The sequence below is a fragment of the Streptomyces sp. NPDC050145 genome (assembly GCF_044460245.1).
GTDB lineage: Bacteria > Actinomycetota > Actinomycetes > Streptomycetales > Streptomycetaceae > Streptomyces.
The window spans coordinates 436,694-448,437 of sequence record NZ_JBITJS010000005.1 but is presented as its reverse complement, the minus strand read 5'-3'; the positions used below and the strand labels follow the sequence as shown (position 1 = coordinate 448,437).

The following is an 11,744-nucleotide window of genomic DNA, read 5'->3' as shown; positions in this document are numbered from 1 at the left end:
GCGACTGCCTAGGAGTGTCATGCCCGCCACGGCCGAGAAGCCCGTCGAGAAGACCCCCGTCGACTTCTGGTTCGACCCGCTGTGTCCCTGGGCGTGGATGACCTCCCGCTGGGTGCTCGAGGTCGAGAAGTTCCGCGACATCAAGGTGCGGTGGAACGTGATGAGCCTCGCGGTCCTCAACGAGGACAAGCTCGACGAGCTGCCCGAGGAGTACCGCGACATGCTCGAGACCAAGGCCTGGGGCCCGGTCCGTGTCGTGATCGCCGCGCAGCAGGAGCACGGTTCGGAGGTGCTCGGCGACCTGTACACGGCGCTCGGCACCCGGATCCACAACGGGGGCGAGGGCCCGACCAAGGAGGCCGTCGCCGCCGCCCTCGACGAGGTCGGCCTGCCCGCCTCCCTCATCGAGCACTGGGACGACACGAAGTACGAGCCCGAGCTGCGCGCCTCCCACAAGGAGGGCATCGACAAGGTCGGCCAGGAGGTCGGCACGCCGGTCATCGCGGTCCCCGGCGCGGACGGCGAGCAGATCGCGTTCTTCGGCCCGGTCGTCACGCCGGCGCCCAAGGGCGAGGCCGCGGCGAAGCTCTGGGACGGCACGCTGCTCGTGGCGTCGGTCCCGGGCTTCTACGAGATCAAGCGGACGCGTACGGCGGGCCCGGTCTTCGAGAACTAGTCAGTCGTCGAAGTCCTCGGGGAGCTGGACGTTCCGGCTCTCGACGCCGTGCTTCCGCAGCGTCCGGCAGCCGGTCTTCTTGCAGCGCCACCAGTCGTGGGTGTACGTCTCGCCCTCGGTCTTCCGGAGCCAGGCGTCCTCCTCGGGCGTCAGATGGCGGTGCTGCTCGTAGGACTTGCAGGTCGGGCAGTGCCGCTGACGCTCCACCTCGTTGGTCATCGGCCCAAGATGCCCCGGAAACGGTAAAACCGACAGACCCCCGTGAGTCACGTCCTCACGGGGGTCTGTCATTTCAGCCGCCCGCCGCAGTGAAGGTTGAGAAGACGATCACGAGGCGGGACGTATGTGACGCGGCGCGTCCCCGTCAGGGGGCGAGCAGCAGATTGAAGGCACGCTCCTTCGCGGCCGCGTACCGCTTGGCGACGTCCTGCCAGTTGACGACGGCCCACATCGCGTCGATGAAGTCGACCTTCTGGTTCTTGTACTGCAGGTAGAAGGCGTGCTCCCAGGCGTCGAACACGAGGATCGGGGTCGAGCCCTGGCCCACGTTGCCCTGGTGGTCGTAGACCTGCTCGACGATCAGCCGCCCGCTGACCGGTTCGTAGGCGAGGACGCCCCAGCCGGAGCCCTGTGTCGTCGCGGCGGCCTTGGTCAGCTGTGCCTTGAAACCGGCGAAGGATCCGAAGGACTCGGTGATCGCGTCGGCGAGGTCGCCCACGCCGTCGGCGGCCTGCGGCTCGCCGCCGCCCCCGTCCTTCGGGCTGTTCATGTTGTGCCAGTAGATGCTGTGCAGGATGTGGCCGGAGAGGTGGAAGGCCAGGTTCTTCTCCAGGCCGTTGAGGGCGCCCCACTGCTCCTTGTCGCGGGCCTCGGCGAGCTGCTCCAGGGTGTCGTTGGCCCCCTTCACGTACGCCGCGTGGTGCTTGTCGTGGTGCAGCTCGATGATCTGCGGATTGATGACCGGTTCGAGCGCCGCGTAGTCGTAGGGAAGCTCAGGAAGCGTGTAGATGGCCATGTACGTGTGCCCTCCGGCTGCTCATTGCACGGCTTATTGCAAGTTATGTGCAAGTGCAGGCTAACAGCAAGAGTGCCGCGCGCAACGCGAAGGACCCCCGGGCCAGTTGGCCCGGGGGTCCTTCGGAAACAGGGGGAAACAGTCGGAACAGGGGGGGACTACTTCTTCTCGGCGAGCTTCTGCCGCACGAAGCCGACGACCGCGAGGACCAGGGTCAGCCCACCGGTGTAGAGCAGCTGCTCACGGGTGCCGGGCTCGCGGGCCATCAGGACGAACACCGCGACCATGCCGAGCAGCGCCAGGACGGTGAGGTACGGGTACGCCCACATCTTCACGACGAGCTTCTCCGGCGCCTCGCGCTCCAGCTTGCGGCGCAGGACCAGCTGCGAGATGGCGATGAAGAACCAGACGACGAGGATGATCGCGCCGATGGTGTTGAGCAGCCAGGCGAAGATGTCGTTCGGGCGCCAGTAGCTGAGCAGCACGCACACGAAGCCGAACGCGGCCGACAGCGCCACCGCGACCCGCGGCACCCCGCCCGAGATCCGGCCGACGATCTTCGGGCCCATGCCGCGGGCGACCAGCGAGCCGGCCATGCGGGAGGCGCCGTAGATGTTGGCGTTCATCGCGGACAGCAGGGCGATCAGGACGACGACGTTCATGATCTGACCGGCGGCCGGGATGCCCAGGTGGTCCAGGGTGGCGACGTACGGGCCCTTGGTCGGGATCTCCTTCGCCGTCCACGGCAGCAGCACGACGACGACGGCCATCGAGCCGACGTAGAAGAGCGCGATGCGCCACATCGCCGTACGGACCGCCTTGGCGACACCCTGCACCGGGTGCTCGGACTCGGCGGCGGCGATGGTGACGGTCTCCAGACCGCCGTACGCGAAGACGGAAGCGAGCAGACCGACGATCAGACCCTCCGAACCGTTCGGCATGAAGCCGCCGTGGCCGGTGAGGTTGGACATGCCGGGGGCTTCGACGTCGGGCAGGACGCCGAGGATGGCCAGGACGCCGATGCCCAGGAAGAGGACGATCGCGCCGACCTTGAGCGTCGCGAACCAGAACTCGAACTCGCCGAAGTTCTTCACCGCGGCCAGGTTCGAGCCGGTGAACAGGAGCATGAACAGCGCGACCCAGGCCCACTCCGGCACACCGGGAACCCACGCGTGCACGATGCCCGCAGCGCCGATCCCCTCGAGGCCCACCGCCACGCACAGCAGGAACCAGAACGACCAGCCCGCCGTGAACCCGGCCCACGGACCGATGCCCCGCTCCGCGTGCACGGAGAAGGAGCCGGAGGCCGGATACGCCGCCGCCATCTCGCCGAGCATGCGCATCACCAGCATCACGAGGGCGCCGGAGATCGCGTAGGCGAGAATGATCGACGGACCGGCCGCGGCGATCGCGGTGCCGGAGCCGACGAAGAGGCCGGCGCCGATCACGCCGCCGAGCGCGATCATCGACAGATGGCGCTGCTTGAGGCCGTGCGAGAGCGACGGCTCGGCGGCCGCCGGCTGTTCGACGGGCTGCGCGACCGCATCCTCTACGGTTGCCGCATCCTCTGCGGCTGACTGCGCGGACGTCCGAGACATGGATGTGCCCTGTTCACTAGCTGAGACGGGTCATGAGTAAACGGTGCGTAAACGGCCCACAGTCTGGGGGCGGGGCCCGCTCACAGGGAATACGTTTCCGCTATACGGACACGACGCTCACACCCCGCGACGTCCTCGTAGACGCTGCGTGAAGGATCAGGCACGCCGTGCGCGCAACTCCCGCACACCCGCCACGGCCAGTACCGCCGCCGTCGCCCCCGTCGACCACAGCAACTGCGGCCGCGCCCCGTCGTCGGTCAGCATCAGGCCGACCACCGAGGCCATCGCGGCGAGCGCCGCCCAGGTCAGCCACGGGAACGCCCACATCTTCAGGACCAGGCGCTCCGGCGCCTCCGCCTCGATGCGCCGGCGCAGCCGCAGCTGCGACACCGCGATCAGCGCCCACACGAACAGCAGCACCGCGCCGACCGAGTTGAGCATGTAGAGGAACACCGAGTCCGGCCACTTCAGATTCAGCAGCACGGACACGAAGCCGAAGGCCACCGACGCGAGGACCGCCCGGCGCGGCACCCCGCCCCCGCTCACCTTCAGCAGCGAGCGCGGCGCCTCCCCGCGCTCGGCCAGCGAGAACACCATCCGGGACGCGCCGTACAGGTTGGCGTTGAGCGCCGAGAGCAGCGCCACGAACACCACGATGTTCATGATCTGGCCCGCCGACGGGATGCCGATGGCGTCGAGGACGGTGACGTACGGGCTGACGCCCGCCTTCTGCGCCGTCCACGGCAGCACGGTCACGATGACCAGCATCGAGCCGACGTAGAAGAAGAGGATGCGGAACACCGCGCTGCGCACCGCCCGCGCCACCGAACGGACCGGGTCGTCCGACTCGGCCGCAGCGATCGTGACGACCTCCAGGCCGCCGAACGCGAAGACGACCGCGAGCACGCCCGAGACGACGCCCTGCCAGCCGTGCGGCAGGAAACCGCCGTCGCCGGTGAGGTGCGTGAAGCCGACGGGGTCCGTGTCGGGGAGCAGCCCGAAGATCGCCAGCAGCCCGAGCACCAGGAACGCGACGATCGCGAAGACCTTGAGGGAGGCGAACCAGAACTCGAACTCGCCGAAGTTCTTCACCGCCGTCAGGTTCGCCGCGGTGAACACCACCATGAACAGCAGCACCCACGTCCACTGCGGCACCGACGGCGCCCAGCCGTTCGCGATCTGCGCCGCGCCCGTCGCCTCCACCGCGAGCACCACGACGAGCAGGAACCAGTACAGCCAGCCCACGCTGAACCCGGCCCAGCGGCCGAGCGCCCGCTCCGCGTGCACCGAGAACGAGCCGGAGGCCGGCATCGCCGCCGACATCTCGCCCAGCATCCGCATCACGCACATCGCGAGCGCGCCCGCGATCAGATACGAGACGACGATGCCCGGGCCCGCGACCTCGATCCCGGCCCCGGACCCCACGAACAGGCCCGCGCCGATCACCCCGCCGAGCCCCAGCATCGTCAGATGCCGCTGCTTGAGCCCACCGCCGAGCGGTTCGTCGGGCAGCGGTCCTTCGGAGGGGAGCGGGGCGTCGTCGTGCCGGGGGTCGTGCATCAGGTGCGTCAGCCGATCTGAGGTGCGCAGGAATTGGCGGGAACCTACAGTCTCGCCGCCCATCACCCCGCACCGCAAAACGCACCCGTCCGACAGCTGACCTCAGTGACGAGCGTCACCCCGCGCGGGGTGTGCGTGACGACCTTTGTGCGGAGCCCACCAACACCCCGCTCAAGCCTTTGTCGAGGCGCGACCGTGATCGCCGCGAGCCCCCTGGGATAGCGTCACGAAGAACCACCACCTTGCCCAGCACTCCAGAAACGCGGAGACCCGATGAGTACCGCCACCGCCGCCGTCGCCCGTCCGGGCAAGGTCCTGGCCGACCTGCTGCCCGCCTCCCGCACCAAGGACATCGCGCTGGTCCTCGGCGGCGCCGCCCTCACCGGCATCGCCGCGCAGATCGCGATCCCGGTGCCGGGCTCGCCCGTGCCGGTCACCGGGCAGACCTTCGCCGCGCTGCTCGTCGGCACCGCGCTGGGCGCCCGCCGCGGCTTCCTCGCGCTCGCCGTGTACGCGCTCGCGGGCATGGCCGGCATGCCGTGGTTCGCCGAGGGCACCGCCGGTTTCGCGATGCCGTCCTTCGGCTACGTCCTCGGCCTGATGCTCGCCTCCGCGGCCGTCGGCGCCCTGGCCCGCCGCGGCGACGACCGCTCGGTGTGGCGCACGGCCCGCGCCTTCCTCGTCGGCGAGGCGATCGTCTACGCGGTCGGCGTCCCGTACCTGGCGCTGTCCACCGGCATGAGCCTGACCGCCGCGATCGCCGCGGGCCTCACCCCGTTCCTGATCGGCGACGCGATCAAGGCGGCCCTGGCGATGGGCGCGCTGCCCACCGCCTGGAAGTTCGTCGGCAAGTGAGCGTCACCCGCTAGACGTTGTAGTTCCTCCGGAAGAGGTTCGCCGGGTCGTGCGTGGCCTTCAGATCGGCGAGCCTCTTTCGCGTTCCCGCGTCGTACAGCCCCTCGGGCCGGTCCGCGCCGCCGAACGCGAAGTTGAGGGAGCGGCCCATGACACGGTCCGCGACCGCGCCGAACGCCCGCGCGTGATGCGCCCGCGCCGCGTCCCGCCCGCCCTCGCCGAGCGGCGACAGGATCCGCACCAGCCAGGCCGCGTCCCGGTACGGCACCGCGTTCGCCGCCGGCCGCGACAGCGCGCCGCCCAGCTGGTTCAGCTGCACGACGTGCATGCCGTCGGCGCCGGGCCCGCACGCGGTGAACAGCTCGGTGACCCCGGCGAGATCGAGCGCGTCCAGGAACACGCTGTCCCCGTAATAGGGGTGCGCGAAGTCCGGGTCGCTGTGAATGGTGTGGCTCTCCCCGTACGGCATCTCGCGCAGGGTGTCGGAGAGCGCCGGGCCGAGCGCGGCCCGCAGCGGCGCCACGAGCCGCTCGCCCTCCTCCGCGCTGCCCGTGAAGGCGATCCGTACGGAGACCAGGTACGTGCCGCGCAGGTGGGGCGGCATCGACGGCAGGTCCGGGTAGACGAGCGCGGCGAGCGACGAGGTCAGGGTGTCGGGGACGGTCGCGGCCCAGCGCGTGTACTCCCGCACGATGTCCGCCGGGTCCGTGACCCGGCCGTCGTAGGCGAGGGAGCCCCCGTGGAGCCGGGTCACCGGGACGAGGCCCACCTCGATCGCGGTGACGACGCCGAGGTTCGCGCCCCCGCCGAGCAGGCCGTGGAAGAGCTCGGGGTCGCTCTCGGCGGTGACGTGGCGCAGGACGGCGTCGGCCGTCACCACGTCCACGGAGCGCACATGGTCGGCGGTGTAGCCGAACTCCCGCGCCAGGATGCCGAGTCCGCCGCCCAGCGTGTAGCCGACAGCGCCGACGCTCGGCGCCGAGCCGTTCAGCGGGGCGAGTCCGTGCGGGGCCGCGGCCTCGGCGACCGCGCCCCAGCGGGCGCCCGCGCCGATCCTGGCCGTACGGGCCACCGGGTCCACGGTGACCGTGTCCATCCGGCGCGTACTGACGAGGACGCCGCCCTCCGCCGAGTCCGGCAGCCCGTGCCCGGTGGCCTGCACGCCGACGGGGAGTCCGGCGGCCGCGGCGTGCGCGACGGCGGCCACCACGTCGTCCGGCCCCGACGCGGTGAACACCACGTCGGGGCGGAGGGCGAAGCCGGTCTGGAACCCGGCGATCTCGTCGTCGTATCCGGCGTCACCGGGCCGGAGGGCAAGGGTCTCTGCAGTGGTCATACGGGCACTGTGCCCGCATAACCTGACAGGTTCCGTCAGCTTTTTTGTTCTGTCAGCCTTCGGTCAGCTCTCCACCGAGTCGGTGACCGAGTCGGTGAGCGGCGCGTTCTTCTTCGTCCGCTCCCGCACCAGCGAGACGCCGACCACGAACACCGCGACGAGCAGCGAGAGCAGCACCTGCTCGCGCCCGGCGTCGTCGGTGAGCATGTAGACGAGCACGAAGGAGATCGCCGCGATCGTCGCCCAGGTCAGGTAGGGGAAGAGCCACATCTTCACGACGAGCTTCTCCGGCGTCTCGCGCAGGATGATGCCGCGCATCTTCAGCTGGGTGAAGCAGATGACCAGCCACACGAACAGGGCGACCGCGCCGGAGGAGTTGAGCAGGAAGTTGAAGACGGTGTCCGGCCACTGGTAGTTGAACCAGACGGCGAGGAAGCCGAAGACGACGGAGCCGAGGATCGCGGCCCGCGGCACACCCCGCGAGGTGGTCTTCGCGAACGCCTTGGGCGCGTCACCGCGCTGGCCGAGCGAGAACGCCATGCGGGAGGCCGTGTACAGGCCCGAGTTGAGGCAGGACAGGACGGCGGTCAGCACGATGACGTCCATGACCTGACCGGCGTGGGGGATGCCGATCGAGTTGAGCGCGGCGACGTACGAGCCCTCGTCGACGATGGACTTGTCGTTCCAGGGCAGCAGCGTCAGCACGATGAAGATCGAGCCCAGGTAGAAGATGCCGATGCGCCAGATCACGGAGTTCGTGGCCTTGGTGACGGCCTTCTGCGGGTCCTCGGACTCACCGGCGGCGAGCGTGACGATCTCGGAGCCCATGAACGAGAAGACGACCATCAGCACACCGGTGAGGATCGCCCCCGGCCCCTTGGGGAAGAAGCCCCCGGAGTCGGTCAGGTGCGCCAGTCCGCTGCCCGGGTTGTCGGAGCCCGGCAGCAGGCCGAACACGGCGAGCAGGCCGACGACCACGAACGCGCCGATGGCGACGACCTTGATCCCGGCGAACCAGAACTCGAACTCGCCGTAGGAGCCGACCGCGGCCAGGTTCACCACGGTGAGCACGAGCATGACGAGCAGGGCCCAGCCCCACTGCGGGACGGCCGGTATCCAGCCGTTGAGGATCTTCGCCCCGGCGGTCGCCTCCACGGCGAGCACCACGACCCAGAAGAACCAGTACAGCCAGCCGATGGAGAAGCCGGCCCAGCGCCCGAGCGCCTGGTCGGCGTAGGCGGAGAAGGAGCCGGACGTCGGCCGGGCGGCGGCCATCTCGCCCAGCATCCGCATCACGAAGACGACCATCGCGCCGACCAGCGCGTACGAGATGAGGATGGCGGGGCCGGCGGCGGCGATGCCGGAGCCGGAGCCGACGAAGAGGCCGGCGCCGATGACGCCGCCGATGGCGATCATCGACAGGTGCCGGTTCTTCAGGCCGGCCTTGAGTCCGTCGCCGCTGTCCGGCGATCCGCTCTCGAGGGTGTCCGTGGTGGGGGCTGACTGCGTTGTCATGCACGGGTCCTTAGATCTGGTGCAAACGAGCGTTCACATTCAAAGCACGACAAGGCCCCCAGCGGAACCCCTGAGTCCGGATCGTTGCCAAGCCCGTACCGGCGGCCCCGCCCCGCGCGCGCCGCCGCACCCGGAGGCGGCCCCCCGGCCCCCGGCGTGCCACACTCGGACGCATGCGCGTGTACCTCGGCTCGGATCATGCCGGCTACGAACTCAAGAACCACCTGGTCGAATGGCTCAAGGCCCACGGCCACGAGCCCGTCGACTGCGGGCCCCACATCTACGACGCCCTCGACGACTACCCGCCCTTCTGCCTCCGCGCCGCGGAGAAGACGGCCGCGGACCCGGAGTCGCTCGGCATCGTGATCGGCGGCTCGGGCAACGGCGAGCAGATCGCCGCGAACAAGGTCAAGGGCGTCCGTGCGGCGCTCGCCTGGAGCGAGCAGACCGCCGCGCTCGGCCGCGAGCACAACGACGCCAACGTCATCTCGATCGGCGGCCGCATGCACACCCAGGAGGAGGCGACGAAGTTCGTCGAGATCTTCCTGAGCACGCCGTACTCGGGTGAGGAGCGGCACCAGCGCCGGATCGACATGCTCTCGGCCTACGAGACCACGGGCGAGCTCCCCCCGATCCCCGACCACCACCCGAAGTAAGCCTCTCCGGCCTTCGAGGAGCGGGGGTCCGGGACGCAGCCCCGTGCCCCGGACCCCCGCTCCGCCGGACCCCGCCCGCCCCGAGAGGAACCCAGCGTGCCCGAGGGCCACACGATCCACCGCCTGGCCCAGGACCACGCCGAACGCTTCCGGGGCACGGAAACCCGGGTCACCAGCCCCCAGGGCAAGTTCTCCGACGCCGCCGAACTCCTCACCGGCCAGGAACTGACCCGCACCGAGGCCCACGGCAAGCACCTCTTCCTCGGCTTCGGCCCCGAGGACTCCTGGGTCCACATCCACCTCGGCCTGTTCGGCAAGTACACCCTCGGCGAGACCCCCGCCCCGCCCCCCACCGACACGGTCCGCCTGCGCCTGGTCAACGCCACGCACTACTCGGACCTGCGCGGCCCCACCACCTGCGCCCTGATCACGGACGCCGAGAAGCAGGCGATACACGACCGCCTCGGCCCCGACCCGCTGCGCCCCGCCGACGGCCCCGCCAAGGCATACGCCCGGATCTCCCGCAGCCGCACCACGATCGCCGCGCTCCTGATGGACCAGAAGATCGTCGCCGGCGTCGGCAACGTCTACCGGGCCGAGGTCCTCTTCCGCCACGGCATCGACCCGTACGTCCTCGGCCGCGACATCGGCGAGGCCCGCTTCACCGAGCTCTGGGACGACCTCGTCGACCTCATGCGCGAGGGCGTCCGCCACAACCGCATCGACACGGTCCGCCCCGAGCACACCCCCGAGGCGATGAACCGCCCGCCCCGCGTCGACGACCACGGCGGCGAGGTCTACGTCTACCGGCGCGCGAACCAGCCCTGCCACCTCTGCGGCACCGAGATCCGCACCGCCGAACTCGCGGCCCGCAATCTCTTCTGGTGCCCCGCCTGCCAGCCCACCGGCGCCCGCTGAACCTCCCCTTCTGATTCCGGCCCGACCCGCAACCGGGTACGGTGCCCGGAAAGGGGGACAAGTGGGACCACCCGTGCGCAGGTCCAGGCCGCACGGATAGGGTCCACGAGCAATGGCGGTACGACGAGAACGGCACGGGCGCGAACAGCGCGCGGAGGCCGACACGCTTCCGGCCCGGTTGAAGATGCGCATGCACCGGGTCCGCACCGCCGTGCGCAAATCCGGCGTCGACTACTTCCGCGGGGACGGTTCCGACTGGATCGCCCTCGTCGGCCTCCTGTTCACCGTGCCGGTCATCGCCTGCTTCACGATCCTCGACCCGGTCTGGTGCTCACCGGCCGTCCTCGTCCTGCCGATCGTCGCGGGCGGACTCCTGCTGCGCCCGGCCAGCCTGCTCGGCCTGTACGCGGCGGCGGCCGTCGCCCTCATCGTCGAGTCGGTCCAGCTGGGCCCCTACGCCGAGAACATCGCCGCGGTCACCCCCGGCACCGTGCTCACCGTCGCCGCCTGCGGCTTCTTCGGGCTGCTCATCGCCCAGTTCCGCAGCCGCGTCGGCGTGCCCTGGCGGCGCGGCGGCACCATGCTCTTCGACCTGCGCGAGCGGATCCGCACCCAGAGCCGGCTGCCCAAGCTGCCGCAGGGCTGGCACCGGGAGATGGCCCTGCGCCCGGCCGGCGGCCAGTCCTTCTCCGGCGACTTCGTCGTCGCCGCCCGCACGAACAACGGGCGCACGCTGGAGGTCGTCCTCACCGACGTCTCCGGCAAGGGCATGGACGCGGCGTCCCGGGCCCTCCTGCTCGCCGGCGCGTTCAGCGGCCTGCTCGGCTCGCTCCCGCCGCACGCGTTCCTGCCGGCGGCCAACGGGTACCTCCTGCGCCAGGACTGGGACGAGGGCTTCGCCACGTCCATCCATCTCGTCCTCGACCTCGAATCAGGCGACTACGAGCTCTACTCGGCCGGTCACCCGCCGGGCCTCCAGCTCAACGCGGGCACGGGCCGCTGGGAGGAGAAGGCCGCGGAGGGCCCGCTCCTCGGGGTCTACGACGGCGCGGAGTTCGACGCGATCAAGGGCACCCTGCGCCCCGGTGACGTGCTGATGCTCTTCACGGACGGACTCGTGGAGACCGCCGACCGGGACATCTCGGAGGGCATCGACCGCCTCACCGGCGAGGCCGACCGCTACGTCACCGGCGGCTTCCACGGCGCGGCCTGGCACCTCATCGAGGCGGTCGCCAAGGACGTCAACGACGACCGGGCGCTGCTGCTGATCTGCCGCGACAACGCTCCGCTGGGCTGACTGGTCGTCCCCGCCCCGCCCTGCCGGTCACGGCCGTCTTCGCGTCTTCCCCCGGTGGGGGCTGGTCGCGCAGTTCCCCGCGCCCCTGAAATGCAGACCCTTCGGGTCGCATTTCTCCGATGCGTGAGCGCCCCCTGAGATCGCGCACGAAGTGCGCATCTCAGGGGGCGCGGGGCTGTGTCCATCAGCGGCTCCGCCGCGGGGCGCGACCAGCCCCCACCGGGCCGCACCCGGTGACGAAGAAGCGGACCCACGGCGACTTTCGGGACCGTGAGGACATGCGCGGGGGACGGGTCCGCATAGGGTCACTCCATGCGG

The 11,744-nt window shown here is 70.5% G+C and carries 11 protein-coding genes; 5 read left to right on the top strand and 6 right to left on the bottom strand.

Annotated elements, in window-relative coordinates; all coding sequences use genetic code 11:
- The first annotated feature begins 19 nt into the window (after window positions 1–19).
- A complete protein-coding gene (locus ACIBTU_RS13485) occupies window positions 20–676 on the top strand; it encodes a DsbA family protein (RefSeq protein ID WP_399126200.1) in 657 nt (218 codons plus the stop codon).
- Here ACIBTU_RS13485 and ACIBTU_RS13480 read toward each other — a convergent pair whose 3' ends face one another.
- From ACIBTU_RS13480 to ACIBTU_RS13465, 4 genes are all read right to left on the bottom strand, one after another.
- Window positions 677–895, bottom strand: coding sequence for a hypothetical protein (locus ACIBTU_RS13480; RefSeq protein WP_399126199.1), 219 nt, complete (start codon window positions 893–895; stop codon window positions 677–679).
- Window positions 896–1,040: 145 nt separating this feature from the next.
- The gene (locus ACIBTU_RS13475; protein WP_399126198.1) at window positions 1,041–1,691 is read right to left on the bottom strand and encodes a superoxide dismutase; all 651 of its coding nucleotides are present in this window, start codon (window positions 1,689–1,691) and stop codon (window positions 1,041–1,043) included.
- A gap of 158 nt (window positions 1,692–1,849) precedes the next feature.
- Complete coding sequence (locus tag ACIBTU_RS13470) at window positions 1,850–3,289, bottom strand: amino acid permease (protein ID WP_399126197.1); 1,440 nt, start codon at window positions 3,287–3,289, stop codon at window positions 1,850–1,852.
- Between the two features lie 156 nt (window positions 3,290–3,445).
- Entirely contained in the window at window positions 3,446–4,849 is a 1,404-nt protein-coding gene (locus ACIBTU_RS13465; protein WP_399126196.1) for an amino acid permease, read from the bottom strand.
- Window positions 4,850–5,122: 273 nt separating this feature from the next.
- On the opposite strand from ACIBTU_RS13465, the gene ACIBTU_RS13460 reads away from it, so the two are divergent.
- Window positions 5,123–5,704 carry a biotin transporter BioY gene (locus ACIBTU_RS13460; RefSeq protein WP_188338935.1) on the top strand — a complete coding sequence of 194 codons (582 nt, stop codon included), beginning with the start codon at window positions 5,123–5,125 and terminating at the stop codon, window positions 5,702–5,704.
- A 10-nt stretch (window positions 5,705–5,714) separates the two neighbouring features.
- On the opposite strand, the gene ACIBTU_RS13455 is transcribed toward ACIBTU_RS13460, so the two are convergent.
- Window positions 5,715–7,040, bottom strand: a complete 1,326-nt coding sequence (locus tag ACIBTU_RS13455) for an FAD-binding oxidoreductase (protein WP_399126195.1) — start codon at window positions 7,038–7,040, stop codon at window positions 5,715–5,717.
- Between the two features lie 63 nt (window positions 7,041–7,103).
- Entirely contained in the window at window positions 7,104–8,555 is a 1,452-nt protein-coding gene (locus tag ACIBTU_RS13450) for an amino acid permease (RefSeq protein ID WP_399126194.1), read from the bottom strand.
- Window positions 8,556–8,728: 173 nt separating this feature from the next.
- Here ACIBTU_RS13450 and ACIBTU_RS13445 point away from each other — a divergent pair, with 173 nt between their 5' ends.
- The 3 genes from ACIBTU_RS13445 (at window position 8,729) to ACIBTU_RS13435 (ending at window position 11,426) form a co-directional block, all read left to right on the top strand.
- The gene (locus ACIBTU_RS13445) at window positions 8,729–9,211 is read left to right on the top strand and encodes a ribose-5-phosphate isomerase (RefSeq protein WP_399126193.1); all 483 of its coding nucleotides are present in this window, start codon (window positions 8,729–8,731) and stop codon (window positions 9,209–9,211) included.
- Window positions 9,212–9,307: 96 nt separating this feature from the next.
- The gene (locus ACIBTU_RS13440; protein ID WP_399126192.1) at window positions 9,308–10,129 is read left to right on the top strand and encodes an Fpg/Nei family DNA glycosylase; all 822 of its coding nucleotides are present in this window, start codon (window positions 9,308–9,310) and stop codon (window positions 10,127–10,129) included.
- Between the two features lie 112 nt (window positions 10,130–10,241).
- Window positions 10,242–11,426, top strand: coding sequence for a PP2C family protein-serine/threonine phosphatase (locus ACIBTU_RS13435; protein WP_399126191.1), 1,185 nt, complete (start codon window positions 10,242–10,244; stop codon window positions 11,424–11,426).
- The last annotated feature ends 318 nt before the right edge of the window (window positions 11,427–11,744 follow it).

Excerpts from the sequence above, each read along its gene's own strand:
- ACIBTU_RS13485 (WP_399126200.1), top strand. The coding sequence starts at position 20 with ATGCCCGCCACGGCCGAGAAGCCCGTCGAGAAGACCCCCGTCGACTTC.
- ACIBTU_RS13480 (WP_399126199.1), bottom strand. The coding sequence starts at position 895 with ATGACCAACGAGGTGGAGCGTCAGCGGCACTGCCCGACCTGCAAGTCC.
- ACIBTU_RS13475 (WP_399126198.1), bottom strand. The coding sequence starts at position 1,691 with ATGGCCATCTACACGCTTCCTGAGCTTCCCTACGACTACGCGGCGCTC.
- ACIBTU_RS13470 (WP_399126197.1), bottom strand. The coding sequence starts at position 3,289 with ATGTCTCGGACGTCCGCGCAGTCAGCCGCAGAGGATGCGGCAACCGTA.
- ACIBTU_RS13465 (WP_399126196.1), bottom strand. The coding sequence starts at position 4,849 with ATGCACGACCCCCGGCACGACGACGCCCCGCTCCCCTCCGAAGGACCG.
- ACIBTU_RS13460 (WP_188338935.1), top strand. The coding sequence starts at position 5,123 with ATGAGTACCGCCACCGCCGCCGTCGCCCGTCCGGGCAAGGTCCTGGCC.
- ACIBTU_RS13455 (WP_399126195.1), bottom strand. The coding sequence starts at position 7,040 with ATGACCACTGCAGAGACCCTTGCCCTCCGGCCCGGTGACGCCGGATAC.
- ACIBTU_RS13450 (WP_399126194.1), bottom strand. The coding sequence starts at position 8,555 with ATGACAACGCAGTCAGCCCCCACCACGGACACCCTCGAGAGCGGATCG.
- ACIBTU_RS13445 (WP_399126193.1), top strand. The coding sequence starts at position 8,729 with ATGCGCGTGTACCTCGGCTCGGATCATGCCGGCTACGAACTCAAGAAC.
- ACIBTU_RS13435 (WP_399126191.1), top strand. The coding sequence starts at position 10,242 with ATGGCGGTACGACGAGAACGGCACGGGCGCGAACAGCGCGCGGAGGCC.